At 73.6% G+C, this 16,184-nt stretch carries 13 protein-coding genes and 1 pseudogene; 5 read left to right on the forward strand and 9 right to left on the reverse strand.

Translation table 11 applies throughout. The features are described 5' to 3' along the window. The 4 genes and pseudogenes from AB0F11_RS26410 to rsmI all read right to left on the reverse strand — a co-directional run. Positions 1-612, reverse strand: a pseudogene (locus AB0F11_RS26410) (hypothetical protein); the annotation flags it as partial. A gap of 125 nt (positions 613-737) precedes the next feature. Further along, positions 738-1,649 carry a TatD family hydrolase gene (locus AB0F11_RS26415; protein ID WP_362178469.1) on the reverse strand — a complete coding sequence of 304 codons (912 nt, stop codon included), beginning with the start codon at positions 1,647-1,649 and terminating at the stop codon, positions 738-740. 10 nt (positions 1,650-1,659) lie between these two features. Next, positions 1,660-2,046, reverse strand: a complete 387-nt coding sequence (locus AB0F11_RS26420) for a hypothetical protein (RefSeq protein ID WP_362178596.1) — start codon at positions 2,044-2,046, stop codon at positions 1,660-1,662. Between the two features lie 268 nt (positions 2,047-2,314). After that, the gene (gene rsmI, locus AB0F11_RS26425; RefSeq protein WP_362178599.1) at positions 2,315-3,157 is read right to left on the reverse strand and encodes a 16S rRNA (cytidine(1402)-2'-O)-methyltransferase; all 843 of its coding nucleotides are present in this window, start codon (positions 3,155-3,157) and stop codon (positions 2,315-2,317) included. Between the two features lie 308 nt (positions 3,158-3,465). Here rsmI and AB0F11_RS26430 point away from each other — a divergent pair, with 308 nt between their 5' ends. From AB0F11_RS26430 to AB0F11_RS26445, 4 genes are all read left to right on the forward strand, one after another. Beyond that, positions 3,466-5,145 carry a phospholipid carrier-dependent glycosyltransferase gene (locus AB0F11_RS26430; protein WP_362178602.1) on the forward strand — a complete coding sequence of 560 codons (1,680 nt, stop codon included), beginning with the start codon at positions 3,466-3,468 and terminating at the stop codon, positions 5,143-5,145. Between the two features lie 206 nt (positions 5,146-5,351). Next, a complete protein-coding gene (locus tag AB0F11_RS26435; protein ID WP_362178470.1) occupies positions 5,352-6,713 on the forward strand; it encodes a S8 family serine peptidase in 1,362 nt (453 codons plus the stop codon). A 35-nt stretch (positions 6,714-6,748) separates the two neighbouring features. Further along, entirely contained in the window at positions 6,749-7,021 is a 273-nt protein-coding gene (locus tag AB0F11_RS26440) for a hypothetical protein (protein WP_362178473.1), read from the forward strand. 119 nt (positions 7,022-7,140) lie between these two features. Next, positions 7,141-8,790, forward strand: a complete 1,650-nt coding sequence (locus tag AB0F11_RS26445; RefSeq protein WP_362178476.1) for a penicillin-binding transpeptidase domain-containing protein — start codon at positions 7,141-7,143, stop codon at positions 8,788-8,790. A gap of 567 nt (positions 8,791-9,357) precedes the next feature. Here AB0F11_RS26445 and AB0F11_RS26450 read toward each other — a convergent pair. The 4 genes from AB0F11_RS26450 to AB0F11_RS26465 are packed head-to-tail and all read right to left on the reverse strand — an operon-like array spanning position 9,358 to position 13,150. Continuing rightward, positions 9,358-10,530 carry a serine hydrolase domain-containing protein gene (locus tag AB0F11_RS26450; protein WP_362178478.1) on the reverse strand — a complete coding sequence of 391 codons (1,173 nt, stop codon included), beginning with the start codon at positions 10,528-10,530 and terminating at the stop codon, positions 9,358-9,360. A gap of 28 nt (positions 10,531-10,558) precedes the next feature. After that, positions 10,559-11,326 carry an ABC transporter ATP-binding protein gene (locus tag AB0F11_RS26455; RefSeq protein WP_362178481.1) on the reverse strand — a complete coding sequence of 256 codons (768 nt, stop codon included), beginning with the start codon at positions 11,324-11,326 and terminating at the stop codon, positions 10,559-10,561. After that, entirely contained in the window at positions 11,323-12,084 is a 762-nt protein-coding gene (gene cbiQ / locus AB0F11_RS26460; protein ID WP_362178484.1) for a cobalt ECF transporter T component CbiQ, read from the reverse strand. Before cbiQ ends, AB0F11_RS26455 begins: the two co-directional genes overlap by 4 nt. A 1-nt stretch (position 12,085) precedes the next feature. Further along, positions 12,086-13,150 carry an energy-coupling factor ABC transporter permease gene (locus AB0F11_RS26465; protein ID WP_362178487.1) on the reverse strand — a complete coding sequence of 355 codons (1,065 nt, stop codon included), beginning with the start codon at positions 13,148-13,150 and terminating at the stop codon, positions 12,086-12,088. Between the two features lie 182 nt (positions 13,151-13,332). On the opposite strand from AB0F11_RS26465, the gene AB0F11_RS26470 reads away from it, so the two are divergent. Beyond that, entirely contained in the window at positions 13,333-13,782 is a 450-nt protein-coding gene (locus AB0F11_RS26470; protein ID WP_362178490.1) for an SsgA family sporulation/cell division regulator, read from the forward strand. Between the two features lie 80 nt (positions 13,783-13,862). Here AB0F11_RS26470 and AB0F11_RS26475 read toward each other — a convergent pair whose 3' ends face one another. Continuing rightward, positions 13,863-16,070 (reverse strand): MMPL family transporter, encoded by a 2,208-nt coding sequence (locus AB0F11_RS26475; protein ID WP_362178493.1) that lies wholly within the window; start codon positions 16,068-16,070, stop codon positions 13,863-13,865. Positions 16,071-16,184: the final 114 nt, after the last annotated feature.

The raw sequence follows: 16,184 nt of genomic DNA on the forward strand, positions 1-16,184 counted from the left end.
GCGGAGCTCGTCCCGGCCGCCCGCCACTACGGCCTCGGCGTCCTGCCGTACTTCCCGCTCGCCAACGGACTGCTGACGGGGAAGATCCGCCGCGCCCTGCTCGGGTGCCGCCGCGGGCTCGGCTGCGCGGCGCCGGCGGCCCGCCCGCCGCTCCCCGGGCGCGCGGGGGGCGGGCACGCCGGGCTCGCCCGGTCCGGGCTCCGCATCGGCCACCGCCCCGGCGGGCGGCGGGCCGGCGGGGTGGCCCGCTCCGGCGAGCGGGGCCGGGCCGGGGAGCAGGCCCGGACTCTCGCCGGCCTCCGCGTACCCGTAGGTGTACGAGTCCGCGGCCGGCCCGAGGTGCGGGGCCGCGCCCGCGTCCGCTGCCCCGCCGCGCGGGGGCGAGCCGAATCTGGGGTAGGGGTCGGCGGCCGGGGCGGCGGGTGGCGGGCCCGGCGCGTAGGCCGGGTACGGCTCCGCGGCCGCCCCGGAGCCCGCCGCCACCCCGGCGTAATCCGGGTGGGGCTCCGGCGCCGGGCCCTCGGGCGCGGCGTCGTATCCGGCCTGCGGCCAGGAGGGCAGGCGGGGGTCGGGGTCGGCCCCGTAGGGTCCGGGGTAAGGACTCTCGCTCACGACGCTCGCTCCACTGCTCCGGGCCGGGCTTCGGTTCGGGCACGGCACCCTAGCGAAAGGTTCCGTCACTCGCCAGATCCGAGCCGTCACCCAATGTGTCGAACGGCCCAGGCAGGCGCCCCGGATCAGTAGTCGAAGGCGCGCGCCGTGTTCGCCGCCAGGGCGGTGGCCATCGCGTCCTCGTCGATCCCCCGGACCGCGGCCATGGCCCGCACCGTCAGCGGAATGAGGTACGGCGCGTTCGGCCGTCCGCGGTACGGCGCGGGGGTGAGGTAGGGGGCGTCGGTCTCGACGAGGACCAGTTCCAGCGGGGCGACGGCGAGGGCGTCGCGCAGCGGCTGGGCGTTCTTGAAGGTGACGGTCCCGGCGAAGGAGAGGTAGTAGCCGGCGGCGGCGCATGCGCGGGCCATGTCGGCGTCCCCGGAGTAGCAGTGGAACACCGTCCGCTCGGGCGCGCCCTCCTCGCGCAGGATGCGCAGGACGTCGGCGTGGGCGTCGCGGTCGTGGATGACAAGGGCCTTGCCCTGCCGCTTGGCGATCTCGATGTGGGCGCGGAAGGAACGCTCCTGCGCCGCCATCCCCTCGGGCCCGGTGCGGAAGAAGTCCAGGCCCGTCTCGCCGACGGCCTTGACGTGGCCGAGGGCGGCGAGCGCCTCGATCTCGGCGAGCGCGTCGTCGAGCGCGGCCTGGCCGCCGCCGGCCCTCGCTCCCTGCCGGGACCAGCCGTCGGGGTCCCCGTGGACGATGCGGGGGGCCTCGTTCGGGTGGAGGGCCACCGCCGCGTGGACGTTGTCGTACGCGGCGGCGGTCTCGGCGGCCCAGCGGGACCCCTTCACGTCGCAGCCCACCTGGACGACGGTGGTCACGCCGACCGAGGCCGCCTTGGCCAGGCCCTCCTCGACGGTGCCGGACTGCATGTCCAGGTGGGTGTGCGAGTCGGCCACCGCCACCCGGAGGGGTTCGGGCAGCGGCGGCGGGGTGTCCCGGTCGTTCCGGTCGTTCCGGCCGTTCCGGGGGGCCTTCGAGGGAGCGCTCATACGGCCGATCTTATGACCGGCGCAGCCACCTCAGCAGGCGTGCGAGCGGACCCCTGCGCTCCTCCTCCGCGTCCACGGGGACGGGCCCGGGGGCGTCGTGCAGCGGGGCCCTGCGCTGCTTGGGCGGCCGTGGCTCGTTCGCGCCGGCCGGTACGGGTCCGGCGATCCCGGGGGCGATGCGGTGGTGGTAGAGCTTGTCGATCATGCCCAGTACCGAGGAGACCTGGCCCTCGCGCATGATCCGCACCACGTGCCCGCCGCAGTTGTGGCAGGTCGGGTTCGACAGCGGCGACGGCACGCGCTCGCCGCCGGCCTTGTACATGATGAAGGGCTGGCCCTTGCCGTCGATGTGGTGCTCGATCTCGTAGCCCTGCTCCCAGGAGTACCCGCACTTCATGCACGCGAAGGAGTAGGCCTCGTGCACGATCTCCACCCCGGGTGTGGTGGAGACGGCGGGTACTGCGGAAGCGGGGACGGGTGCCGAGGTGTCTGCGATCTCACTCATGCCAGCTCCTCTTGTTCCACTGGTGCCATTGCCAGTGGACGCCTCTGCGGGCAGGAGCGCATCAGGCCCTGTCTACTGTTGGACGGTCTTTGGGCGACTCATTCCCAAAGCGCCCGGTGCGCGGTCTGAGCTTTGCTTTTCAGGTTAGCTCTTTACCGTCTTACAGCATCTTTTCAGCCGAATTCTTTGCCGCCACCACCGCGTCGAACACCTCCCGCTTGGGTACTCCGGCCTCGACCGCGACCGCCGCAATGGCTTCTTTTCGACGCTCCCCGGCCTCCTCGCGCACCCGCACCCGGCGCACCAGTTCCCCGGCGTCCACATCGCCGGGCGCGGCGGCCGGGGCGCCCTCCACCACGATGGTGATCTCGCCGCGCACGCCCTCGGCGGCCCAGGCCGCCAGCTCTCCGAGGCCGCCGCGCCTGACCTCCTCGTACGTCTTGGTCAGCTCGCGGCAGACGGCCGCCCGCCGGTCGGGGCCGAACACCTCGGCCATCGCGGCGAGGGTGTCGTCGAGGCGGTGCGGGGCCTCGAAGTAGACGAGCGTGCGCCGCTCGGCCGCGACCTCGCGCAGCCGGCCGAGGCGCTCGCCGGCCTTGCGCGGCAGGAAGCCCTCGAAGCAGAACCGGTCGACGGGCAGCCCGGACAGGGCGAGCGCGGTCAGCACCGCGGACGGCCCGGGCACGGCGGTCACCTTGATGTCCTGTTCGACGGCGGCGGCCACGAGCCGGTAGCCGGGGTCGGAGACGGACGGCATGCCGGCGTCGGTGACGAGCAGGACGCGCTTGCCGTCGCGCAGCGCCTCGACCAGCTCCGGGGTGCGGGCCGATTCGTTGCCCTCGAAGTACGACACCACGCGCCCGGTGGTGTGCACGCCGAGCCCCTGGGTCAGCCGGCGCAGCCGCCGGGTGTCCTCGGCGGCGACGACGTCGGCCCGCTCCAACTCGGCGGCGAGCCGGGGCGGGGCGTCGGCGAGGTCGCCGATCGGGGTGCCGGCGAGCACGAGGACGCCTGCGGAGGCGGCGGAGCCGGAAGGGCCGGAGGAGCCGGAAGAGGCAGAGGGGGCGGGCTGGTCAGTCGTCACCCGTCCATCCTCTCAGCCCTCCGCCGTCATGTGCCCGGGCGGTCCGCAGCACCGAGGCAGGCGGCGGGGGCTCGGCGCCGGGGTTCGGCCCCGGGGCCAGGCGCTGGGGTTCGCACAGCTGCGTTCCCTACGATGACCCGGTGACCAGTACCGCGACGCCTCCGCCCAGCCCCGCGGGGGCCCCGCCCGCACCGTTCGCGGGGCGCGAAGAACAGCCGTCCACCTGGCTGCGCCGCCTGCGCAGCTTCGGCTATGCGCCGCCCGCCGGCGCCCGGCGGCCCGACGTCCGCGCCCGCCTGGTGCCCCCGTACGCCCGCCCCTCCGCGCAGTTGTGGGCGGCGCTCGGCATCCCGGTCTCGGCGGCCGGGACCTGGCAGCGCGTCATGGCCTGGGCGGGGCCGGTGGCGGTGGCGCTGGTGGCCGGGGTGCTGCGGTTCGTGCACCTGGGCAGCCCGAAGGCCGTGATATTCGACGAGACGTACTACGCCAAGGACGCCTGGGCCACCATCCGGCAGGGCTACGAGGCGAGTTGGCCGAAGGACATCGACAAGGCGATCCTCGCCAACCCGGACGGCGTCGCGCTCCCCGCGGACCCCGGGTACGTGGTGCACCCGCCGGTCGGCAAGTGGGTGATCGGGCTCGGCGAGTGGATGTTCGGCTTCGACCCGTTCGGCTGGCGCTTCGTGACCGCCGTGCTCGGCACGCTGTCGGTGCTGATGCTGTGCCGGATCGGGCGCCGCCTGCTGCGCTCCACCTTCCTGGGCTGCCTGGCGGGCGCACTGCTGGCGGTGGACGGCCTGCACCTGGTGATGAGCCGCACCGCGCTGCTCGACCTGGTGCTGATGTTCTTCGTGCTGGCCGCCTTCGGCTCGCTGCTGATCGACCGGGACCGGGCGCGGGCGCGGCTCGCGGCGGCCCTGCCGGTGGACGCCGAGGGGCGGACCCGCCCGGACGCGGTGATCGCCGAGACGCTGCGGCTGGGCTGGCGCCCGTACCGGATCCTGGCGGGCGTCTGCCTGGGCCTGGCCTTCGGCACGAAGTGGAACGGGGCCATCGCGCTGGCCTTCTTCGGGGTGCTGACGGTGCTGTGGGACGCGGCCGCGCGGCGCACCGCGGGCGCGGGCGCCCCGTACGCGGCGATGCTGCGCCGGGACGCGCTGCCCGGCTTCGTCTCGACGGTGCCGGTGGCGATCGCGGTGTACGTGGCCTCGTGGACAGGCTGGATCCTGAGCCCGGACGACGGCCGGGGCGGGTACTTCCGCGACTGGGCCGCCAAGCAGGACCAGCACAGCTCGCTGTCGTTCCTGCCGGAGTGGCTGCGCAGCCTGTGGCACTACGAGACCGAGGTCTACAAGTTCCACGTCGGCCTGACCTCCGGGCACACGTACGAGTCGAACCCGTGGAGCTGGCTGGTCCTGGGCCGGCCCGTCTCCTACTTCTACGAGTCCCCCGAGCCCGGCACGGACGGCTGCCCGGCGACCGCGGCCGGCAAGTGCGCCCGCGAGGTGCTGGCGCTCGGCACGCCGCTGCTGTGGTGGGCGGGCTGCTTCGCGCTGCTGTACGTGCTGTGGCGGTGGTTCTTCCGCCGCGACTGGCGGGCGGGTGCGATCGCGTGCGCCCTGGGTGCGGGCCTGCTGCCCTGGTTCAACTACCAGGAGCGGACCATCTTCTACTTCTACGCGGTGGTGTTCGTCCCGTACCTGTGCCTGGCGGTGGCGATGATGATCGGCGCACTGCTGGGCCCGGCGGGCTCCTCGGAGCGCAGACGCGCGCTGGGCGCGATCGCGGCTGGCGTGCTGGTGCTGCTGATCATCTGGAACTTCATCTATTTCTGGCCGATCTACACGGGCCAGACGATCCCGATGGACTCCTGGCGCGGCCGGATGTGGCTCGACAGCTGGGTGTAGCGGGTGTGGCGACGGGCCCGGCGTGCGGTGGCGCGCCGGGCCCGTCGGCGTACTGGTCCGAATGGCCTGCAGCCCGGGCGCCGGGAAAGGCCCGTCCCTATGGTCGAAAACGGTGGAAAGGGGCCAGTGCTCCGAGCGGTTGCCCTTCTGCTTTCCATCCATCTCGCCGGGCAGGGCCTGCCCGCTTGGAGCAGAGGACCAAGACCATGAGCGACCAGTACGGGACGAACGACCGGAACGGCATGGACGACCGGTACGGCGCGAGCGCGATGGCCGACGAAAACGTGGCCAAGGACGTCGAGTACACGGGCAGATACCTGGTCCTGCTCGATCAGGACGATCCCAAAGCGGGGCTCGATGCGTTGCAATCCCGGGCCGGAGTGTCGGTGGCCGAACATATCCGGGCCGGAGACTCCGCCGGCCCGGCGCTCGAACAGGGCGGGACGGTGGTGCTCGACGCCCTGGGCGTGGCCATCGTCGAGGCCGTCCAGGGGGACCAGCGGCTGGCCCTGGAGGCCACCGTCGCCTCGACCCGGGCCCTGGTGGGCGCGGAGCCGGAGCGGGTGCTCCACGCGTACAAGGAGGAAACGGCGGCCCATCCGCCGGAGTACTTCGAGGGGTATCTGCACGGTGTGGCCGACCTCGTCGAGCGCGTACGCGGGAACGGCCAGGCCGGCGCGGTACGGGCGCGGGCCGCGGCCGGTCTCCTGTTCGGCGAGGCGCAGGCGACCTGGGGGCTGCAGGCCATCCTGGCCACCGAGACGGCCCTCACGGGCAGGGGCGTCGGGGTCGCGATCCTGGACACGGGCATCGACGCGTCCCACCCGGACCTGGCGGGCCGGGTGAAGGGGTCGGCGTCGTTCGTCCCGGGACAGGCGGTCGACGACGGCCACGGGCACGGCACCCACTGCGCCGGGACCGCGTGCGGCCCCAGGAACCCGGCCACCGGGCCGCGCTACGGCGTCGCGTGCGAGGCCGACATCTACGCCGGGAAGGTCCTGAGCAACCAGGGCCGCGGAAGCGACGGCATGATCCTCGACGGCATCAACTGGGCCTTGGCCCAGGAGGGGGTCCGGGTCATCTCGATGTCGCTGGGCGGGGCGGTGGCCCTCGGCGCCGGCTTCTCGCGCATCTACGAGCGCGCCGCCCGCCGCTGCCTCAGGCACGGCAAGGTGATCGTCGCGGCCGCGGGCAACGAGAGCCGGCGCCCGCTGGACCTGCAGCCGGTGGGAACGCCCGCGAACTGCCCGTCGATCCTCGCGGTGGCCGCGGTCGCACCGGACTTCGGCATCGCCCCGTTCTCGTGCGCCGGCCTCAACCCGGTCGGCGGCGAGGTCGACCTGGCGGGGCCGGGCGTCGGCGTGCTGTCCACCTGGCCGAACGGCGGATACCGTCGGCTGAACGGCACCAGCATGGCCACGCCCCACGTTGCCGGTGTCACCGCGCTGCTCTGGGAGCAGAACCCGAACGCGACCGCCGCGCAGATCGTGACGCTGTTGCGCTCGGGGGCCAAGCAGCTCGGCCTCCCGGTGTCGGATGCCGGTCGGGGACTGGTGCAGGCACCCTAGGGGTAGGAGATTGACGAACCATCTTGGAGGGCGACATGGGCCATGCGACCGGCGACGCGCGCACCGTGGGCGATGAGGCCCCCCGGGTCAGGGTCGTCGTCGCGCTCGACCCGGACCGTTTCGACGAGGCGGCCGGGGCCGCCCGGCGCGCCGGAATGATCATCGAGTCCGAGCAGCGGGGCATCGGCACCGCCGTGGGCACCGTCCCCGAGGGGGCGCTGGCCGCCCTGAGCGCGGCTGACGGCGTCGAGGAAGTGGAGCGGGAGCGCGGCTACCGGCTGCCGGACCCCGAATCTCCCGTGCAGTAGTCGCTTTTCGGTCATTCGACAGACAGCGTGTGCATTACATGCGGGCGGCGCGTAAGGTCCGCTCCAGGAGATCTTTGAACACGTTCAGAGATCGGGGGGATCCTGGGGAGGGTCTGTACGTGAACGGGGCAGCCAAGGGCGCCGTCATCGGCGGGGTGTTCCTCGCGATGGTCGGCGGGGCCGGGTACGGGGTGTACACGCTGGTCGACAACGCCGGCAGCGGGCACGGCGGCGGCCGCGCGAGCGCCGACGGCGCCACCGCGAAGAGCGCCGCGAAGGGCAGCGGGCCGGTCACCGACGAGGAGGCCGCCCGCACCGCCAAGGCCTTCCTCGCGGCCTGGGCCGCCGGCAACGACCGCGAGGCCGCCGGGCTCACCAACAACACCCAGGCCGCACAGAGCGCCGTGGCCGACTACCGGGCAGCGGCCCACGTCTCGAAGGCCGTGATCACGCCCGGCACCCCGACGGGGACGACCGTCCCGTTCACGGTGGCCGCCGAGATCACGTACGAGGGCGTGACCAAGCCCCTCGCGTACAGCTCCCGACTCACCGTCGTACGCGGCGCGACCAGCGGGAAGGCGCTGGTCGACTGGCAGCCGTCGGTGATCCACCCGCAGCTCGGCAAGGACGAGAAGCTGCGCGCGGGCGCGCCCGCCGCCCCGCCGGTCAAGGCCGTCGACCGCAACGGGGAGGAGCTCACCGCCGAGAAGTACCCCTCGCTCGGGCCGGTCCTCGACCAGCTCCGCCAGACGTACGGCGCGAAGGCGGGCGGCAAGGGCGGCGCCGAGCTGTGGATCGAGCCGGCCGTGCCGGCCGGGCCCCGACGGACGCTGCTGACCCTGGCGGAGGGCGAGCCGAGCACCCTGAAGACGACCCTCGACGCGAACGTCCAGGCCGCCGCCGAGAAGGCCGTCGCCCGCTACCCCGAGGCCTCGGTCGTCGCGGTCAAACCGAGCAACGGGCACATCCTGGCCGTCGCCAACCACCGCAAGGACGGCTTCAACGCGGCCATGGAGGGCGCCCGCGCCCCCGGCTCCACGATGAAGATCGTGACGGCGGCCATGCTGATCGACCGCGGCCGGGCGGCGGCCGACCAGCCGGCGCAGTGCACGAAGGAGGCCTCCTGGGGCGGCCGCTCCTTCCACAACCTCAACCACTTCGACCTGCCCGGGAACGCGCCGTTCGCGACGGCCTTCGCCCGCTCCTGCAACACCGCCTTCATCAAGCGGATCGACGACGTGAACGACGACGCCGCGCTGTCGAAGGAGGCCCGGGAGGTCTTCGGGATCGGGCTGGACTGGAAGACCGGCATCCGGTCCGCCGACGGCAAGGTGCCCGAGGCGACGGGTGCGGGGGCGGCGGCCGAGTACATCGGGCAGGGCCAGATCACCATGAACCCGCTCAACGTCGCCTCGATCACGGCCACGGCCCGCACCGGCGTCTTCCGGCAGCCGGTGCTGGTCCCCGCGGACCTCGACGGGCGGCCGCTCGCGCAGGCGGCGCGTGCGATGAAGCCGTCGGTGGCGCAGCAGCTGGTCCGGATGATGCGCCAGACGGCCGCGGACGGGACGGCGGCGGAGGTGATGAGCGGGGTACGCGGCTCGGACAAGGGTGCGAAGACCGGCTCGGCGGAGGTCGACGGCGCCGGCAGCCCGGACAGCTGGTTCACCGGGTACAGCGGCGACGTGGCCGCGGCCGCCATGGTCGAAGCGGGGGGCCACGGCGGCGACGCGGCCGGCCCCATCGTCGCCGCGGTCCTCAACTCCTGACCGACCCGCCCTGCGGCCGACACCCCACGCCTCAAACGCCGGCGGGCTGGATTCTCCGGCCCCGTCACACTGCACCGGCCCGGCTCGCCGGAAGCCCCGCTGCCGGGCGCGGCACCGCTTCGGGGGCTCCGCCCCCGCACCCCCGCGCCTCAAACGCCGGCGGGGCTGGAATGGCCGGACCGCAGCGCGCAGTGACGCCGAGCCCCGTGCGCTCAAACGCCGCGGGCTGGATCGTGCCGCTGTGCGGCAATTCCATCCCCGCCCGGCGAAAATCAGCCCCGCCGGCGTTTGAGGCGCGGGGTCCGGGGCGGAGCCCCGATCTTTGAGCCCCGCCGGCGATTGAGGCGCGGGCATGCCGGGGGCGGAGCCACGACCCTTCAGCCCCGTTGGCGATTGAGGCGCAGGCATACCGGGGGCGGAGCCACGACCCTTCAGCCCCGCCGGCGATTGAGGCGAGCGGGGGCCGGGGCCGCAGGCCACGGTTTCGGGAAGGGGCGGGTAGGGGAACGCCCCCGCAGGGTCAGCCCCCGCAGGGCCCGGCTGCCGACCGCGCCCTCCCCGCCCCCGTCAGAGACAGGACCGCAGGGCCCGGACCAACGCCTGGGCCCGCGGGTCGGCGGTGACCGACTTGGCGTGGGCGTTGGTGACGTACCCGAAGCCGACACCCGCCTCCGGGTCCGCGAAGGCCAGCGAGCCACCCCGCCCCGGGTGCCCGAAGGAGGCCGGGGACAGCAGCGGCGAGGCCGTGCTGTGCAGCATGTACCCCGGCCCGAAGCGCGTGTGGACGACCAGCACCCGGTCCGGACCGGCCGACAGCTCCGTACCCGCCAGGGCGGCGGTCTCGGCCGTGAACAGCCGGGCCCCGTCCTCGGTGTCGCCCAGCAGCGCCGCGTACAGGCCGGCCAGCCCCCGGGCGGTGCCGATGCCGGCCGAGGCCGGGAGTTCGGCGGCCTGGAACTCCGGGTCGTTCTCGTCGGCGAGCGGGGTGATCGCGGCAAAGGCGCGCCGGGTCAGCGACTCCGGATCCGCCCAGGCCTCCGAAACGTTTCTGCGGGGCCGCGTCCGCAGCCCCGCCGCCGGCTCCGGCGCCTCCACGGGCCCGACCCGCCCCACGCGGCCCGCGTCCGCCACCGCCTGCGGCAGCCCGATCCAGAAGTCCAGCCCCCGCGGCCCCGTGACCTCCTGCGCGAGCCACTGCCCCAGCGAGGCGCCCGTCACCCGCAGCACCAGCTCCGACAGCAGCCAGCTGAAGGTCTGCGCGTGGTAGCCGTGCGCGGTGCCCGGCTCCCAGAACGCCCGCTGCCCGGCGACCGCCCGCGCCCCCGACAGCCCGTCCACCGCCTCCGCCAGGGTCAGCGGCACGTCCAGCGCCGGCACGCCCGCCCGGTGCGCGAGCAGGTCCCGCACCAGGGTCCGCTCCTTGCCGCCCGCCTTGAACTCCGGCCAGTACTCCGCCACCGGCGCGTCCAGGTCCAGCAGCCCCCGCTGGTGCAGCAGCAGCGGTACGACGGCGGCCACGCCCTTGGTGGCCGAGCGCACCACCTGGGCCGTACCGGCCGCCCACGGCTCGGAGCCGTCCGCGCCGTCGACGTCCCGCGGGCCCGCCCACAGGTCCACCACCCGTCGGCCGTCCCGGTACACGGCCACCGCCGCGCCCCGGTCGCCGAGTACCTCGAAATTGCGCACGAAGGCGTCCCGGACGGGCTCGAAGCCCTCCGCCACCTGACCTTGGATGTTCACGAGGGGTCCAACCACGCCGGGCCCGTGGTTATGCCACGGACACCGAGCGCGGGTCGAAGCCGAAGGGCAGCTCCAGGCGGTGGGCCCGCATCAGCTCCTCGTCGCACAGCAGGTCCTGGGTGCGCCCGTCGGCCGCGATGACGCCCTCGCTGAGCACCACCGACCGCGGGCACAGCTCCAGCGCGTACGGCAGGTCGTGCGTCACCATCAGCACGGTCACGTCCAGCGAGCGCAGGATGTCGGCGAGCTCGCGCCGCGAGGCCGGGTCCAGGTTGGAGGACGGCTCGTCCAGGACGAGGATCTCCGGCCGCATGGCGAGGACGGTCGCCACCGCGACGCGCCGGCGCTGCCCGAACGACAGGTGGTGCGGGGGCCGGTCGGCGAAGCCCGCCATCCCGACCAGCTCCAGGGCCTCGGTGACCCGGGCTTCGAGCTCGGCGCCGCGCAGCCCGGCCGCGGCCGGGCCGAAGGCGACGTCCTCCCGGACGGTGGGCATGAACAGCTGGTCGTCGGGGTCCTGGAAGACGATGCCGACGCGGCGCCGGATCTCGGCGAGGTTCCGCTTCTCCACGGGCAGGCCGGCGACCGCCACGGTGCCGACGCCGCCGCCGAGGATGCCGTTCAGGTGCAGCACCAGCGTGGTCTTGCCGGCGCCGTTGGGCCCGAGCAGGGCCACCCGCTCGCCGCGCCCGACGCTCAGGTCCACACCGAAGAGCGCTTGGTGGCCGTCCGGGTAGGCGTAGGCGAGGCCGGAGACCTCCAGAGACGGGGAAGGGGAGTCCACAGGTGCGGTCACAGCATCCATCCGATCACACAGACGGCGAGCGCCGTCGCCGGGAGTACGGCCGACTGCGCCCACTGGGCGCGGGTGGCCGCGATGTCGTCGATCACCGGCATCGAGCCGGTGTAGCCGCGGCTGACCATCGCGAGGTGGACCCGCTCGCCGCGCTCGTACGAGCGGATGAACAGGGCCCCGGCGGTCTTGGCCAGGACGCCCCAGTGCCGGATGCCGCGGGCCTCGAAGCCGCGCGAGCGGCGGGCGATGGACATCCGGCGCAGCTCGTCGGTGATGACGTCGCCGTAGCGGATCATGAAGGAGGCGATCTGCACGAGCAGCGGCGGCAGCTTCAGCCGCTGGAGCCCGAGCAGCAGTGCCCGCAGCTCCGTGGTCGAGGCGAGCAGGACGGAAGCGGCGACGCCGAGCGTGCCCTTGGCCAGGACGTTCCAGGCGCCCCAGAGGCCGGAGACGCTCAGCGACATGCCGAGGACCTCGACCCGCTCGCCCTGCGCCACGAACGGCATGAGCACGGCGAACAGGACGAACGGGACCTCGATCAGCAGCCGGCGCAGCAGGAAGCCCGCCGGGATCCGGGCGACGGCCGTGACCGCCGCGATCAGGACGGCGTACAGGCCGAAGGCCCACACCGCCTCGCGCGGGGTGGACACGACGACCACGACGAACGCGAAGGCCGCGGCGAGCTTGCAGTGCGGCGGCAGCGCGTGGACCGGCGAGTGCCCGTGCCGGTAGAGCTTGTGGGCGTGGCCCGCTCCCACGTCAGCGGACCGAGGGGGCGGCTGCGGGGGCGGCGGCGGCCGGGCCGTCGGTGCGGCGGCGGCGCACGGTCCAGAAGACGCCCGTGCCGACGGCGATGGTCGCGCCGACCCCGATGACGCCGGCGAGGCCGCCGGAGAGGCGGGCGTCGTCGACGTCCTTGACGCCGTAGTCGGCGAGCGGGGAGCCGGCGGCGGCGTGCTCGCGCGCGTTCCGGTCGATGCCCTGGTCGGCGGCGACCTTCTCCAGGCCGTCGGGGCTGGCGGAGGCGTAGAAGGAGACGAAGCCGGCCAGGACGAGGGCGGTGACCAGGCCGGTGGCCCACACCTTCTTCGTGGAACGGGCGGCGGCGGGCGCGGCGGCGGGCGCCGCGGCCGGGGCGTCGACGAGCTCGCCGCCGACGCGCAGCTTCAGCGGCGCGGTCAGCCCGCGCGCCCCGTGCACCAGGTCCGGCCGGACGGCCAGTACGGCGCCCACGGTGGCGGCGGTGATGGCCGCCTCGCCGAGGCCGATGAGCACGTGCACGCCGACCATGGCGGTGGTCACCTTGCCGATCGGCACGTCGGTGGTGCCGCCGAGGGCGTAGAGGAGGGTGAAGGCGCCGGCCGCGGCGGGCACGGACAGCAGGGCTCCCGCGAAGGCCGCGGCGGTGACGGAGCGGCGGGTGCGGGGCAGCAGTTTCACCAGGCCGCGGAAGACGGCGTAGGCGACGACCACGGTGACCACGGCCATGTTGGTGATGTTCACGCCGAGGGCGGTCAAGCCGCCGTCGGCGAAGAGCACGCCCTGCATGAGCAGGACGACGGAGACGCAGAGCACCCCGGTGTACGGGCCGACGAGTATGGCGGCGAGGGCGCCGCCGAGCAGGTGTCCGCTGGTGCCGGCGGCGACGGGGAAGTTCAGCATCTGCACGGCGAAGATGAAGGCGGCGACGAGGCCGGCGAGCGGCGCGGTGCGCTCGTCGAGCTCCCGGCGGGCGCCGCGCAGGCTGACGGCGACCGCCGTGGCGGCGACGGCGCCTGCGGCGACGGAGACGGGGGCGTCGATGAATCCATCGGGCACGTGCATGAGCTGGCTCCGCTTCCTGCGGTCCTTGAACGTACAAAATCTTTATCCGTTCAAGAATAGGGCTTACTTGCAAACGATTGGCAAGAGCGGCGGCGCCACAAACAACAGCGCGCGATTTCGTGGGATTGTGCGAGGCTGAGGGGAATACGGACTCATATGTCCCGATGAGAGGGAGCTTGTCGATGTCAGCCACCGCCGAGGATCCCCCCACGACCGCCACCGCGACGACCACGGCGACCACCGCCGGCACCGCCACGGCGACCGCCACCGCACTCGCGGCGGCCGTCGAGGAGCGCGTCACCGCCCGCGTCGTCACGGACGATCCGCTCTACCGGAAGATCCCCGTCGCCCTGCGCTTCGCCGCCGCCGAGCCGCTGGCCGTGCGCATCGTCTTCCCCGCCGGCCTCTCCCCCGAGGGCACCGACAACGAGTGGGTCTTCCCCCGGGCCCTGCTCGAGGCCGGCCTGCAGGGCCCGAGCGGCACCGGCGACGTGCGCGTCTGGCCCTGCGGCCGCGCGCAGGCGGTCGTCGAGTTCCACTCGCCCGAGGGCGTCGCGGTCATCCAGTTCGACAGCGCCGCGCTGCGCCGCTTCCTGCGCCGTACGTACGCCGCCGTCACCCGGTCGGCCTAACGGGACCGGCCCCGCACCCGGGATTCGGGTGCGGGGCCGGTCGTACGTACCCACGAGGGCGTACGGACAGGGCGTGCGGGTCAGGCGCTGACCAGCTCGCGGTCCTTGTCCGGGCCGTGGTCCTGGGCGGAGCCGCCCTCGGACTCCAGGTGCCGGCGCAGGCTCTCGCCCTCCACGTCCACGTTCGGCAGGAGCCGGTCCAGCCAGCGCGGCAGCCACCAGGCCTTGTGGCCGAGCAGGGCGAGCACCGCCGGGACGATGGTCATGCGGACGATGAAGGCGTCGAAGAAGACGGCGACGGCCAGGCCGAAGCCGATCATCTTCACCATCTGCTCGCTCGCGCCGATGAAGCCGGCGAACACCGCGATCATGATGACGGCGGCGGCCACGACCACGCGGGCGCTGTACTGGAAGCCGGTCACCACGGCCTGGCCCGGGCGCTCGCCGTGGACGTACGCCTCACGCATCCGGGTGACGAGGAAGACCTCGTAGTCCATGGCCAGGCCGAAGACGACGCCCACCATGAAGATCGGCATCATGCTCATGATCGGGCCGGTCTGCTCCACCCCGAAGAGCGAGCCGAGCCAGCCCCACTGGAAGACCGCGACGACCGCGCCGAGGGCCGCGACGACCGACAGCAGGAACCCGAGGGCCGCCTTGAGCGGGACCAGGACCGAGCGGAAGACCACCATCAGGAGCAGGAAGGCGAGGCCGACGACGAGTCCGAGGTAGGGCAGCAGCGCGTCGTTCATCTTCTGCGAGAAGTCGATGTTCATCGCGGTGGCGCCGGTGACGAGGACCTCGTCCGGGCTGCCCTCGCGGATCTCGTGGACCAGGGCCTCGGTCTCCGCGGAGGCCGGGCGGTCCTTCGGGATCACCGTGATGATCGAGGCGTCGCCGTCCTTGTTGGGGGTCGGCGGGGTGACCACCGCCACGCCCTGCAGGCCCTTGATCCGCGCCTCGGTCTGGTCGGCGAGCTTCTTGTCGCCGTCGACGACCACGAGCAGCGGGCCGTTGAAGCCGGGGCCGAAGCCCTCCGAGAGCAGGTCGTAGGCCTTGCGCTGGGTGGTGGAGACGGGCTGGGCGCCGTCGTCGGGCAGGCCCATCTCCAGCTTGCCCGCCGGGATGGCGAGCGCGCCGAGGCCGATCACGCCGGCGAGGAGCACGAGCACCGGGCGGCGCAGCACGAAGCGGGCCCAGCGGGTGCCGCCGTTGGCCTTGGGCTCGGCGCCGGCCGGGCGGCCCTTGCCGAACAGCTTGCTCTTGGTGCCGGCGGGCAGGACCTTCTTGCCGGCGAAGCCCAGGATGGACGGGACCAGCGTCAGGGCGACGAGGACGGCGATGACCACGGTGCCCGCGGCGGCGACGCCCATCTTGGTCAGCATCGGGATGTTGACGACGGCCAGGCCCACCAGGGCGATGACCACGGTCAGACCGGCGAAGACGACGGCGGAGCCGGCGGTTCCGACGGCCCGGCCCGCGGCCTCGTCCCGGTCGCGGCCCTCGGCGAGCTCCACGCGGTAGCGGGAGACGATGAAGAGGGCGTAGTCGATGCCGACCGCGAGGCCGATCATCATCGCGAGGGTGGAGGTGGTGGAGCCGAGGTCGAGTACGTTGGCGAGCGCGGTGATGCTGGAGACGCCGATGCCGACGCCGATCAGCGCGGTCAGCAGCGGCAGCCCGGCCGCGACCAGGGAACCGAAGGTGATGACCAGCACGATCGCGGCGATCACGATGCCGATGATCTCGCCGGAGCCCTGCTCGGGCGCGGTCATCAGGGCGTCGCCGCCGATCTCGACGGTCAGCCCGGCGGCCTTGGCGGCGGTGCCGGACTCCTTGAGCGCGTCGCGCGTGTCGTCCTTCAGCTCCATGCCGCTGACGGTGTACTTCACGCTGATGTACGCGGTGGAGCCGTCCTGGCTGACGGCCTGCACCTGGAAGGGGTCGGCGACCGAGGCGACCTGGGCCTTGCCCTCGCCGTCCTTGATGCCGGAGACGATCTTCTCGACCTGGTCCTTGTTGGCCTGGTCGGTGATCTTCGCGCCCTGCGGCGCCTTGATGACGATGCGCGCGGAGGCGCCGTCGGCGGACATGCCCGGGAACTTCTCGTCCAGCACGTCGAAGGCCTTCTGGGCCTCCGTACCGGGCATGGAGAACGAGCCGGAGGTGGGCGCGCCCGCCGACGCCGCGCCGAAGCCGGCGGCGAAGAGCAGTGCCACCCATATGAGGGCGGTGAGGCCGCGGCGCCGGAAGGCGCCCCTGCCGAGTCTGTAGAGGAAGGTGGCCACGGAGGCGGTTCTCCCGTTCAGGTCGTGGTGGATCCGTCGTGGATGGGACGGATCAGGGCGTGGAGAGCCGGCCCGACGACGAGAGCGGCGTGTCAGGAGCAGCAGGGCGGTGCA

Origin of the sequence: Streptomyces sp. NPDC032472, from assembly GCF_040636955.1 — a bacterium.
Classification (GTDB): Bacteria; Actinomycetota; Actinomycetes; order Streptomycetales; family Streptomycetaceae; genus Streptomyces.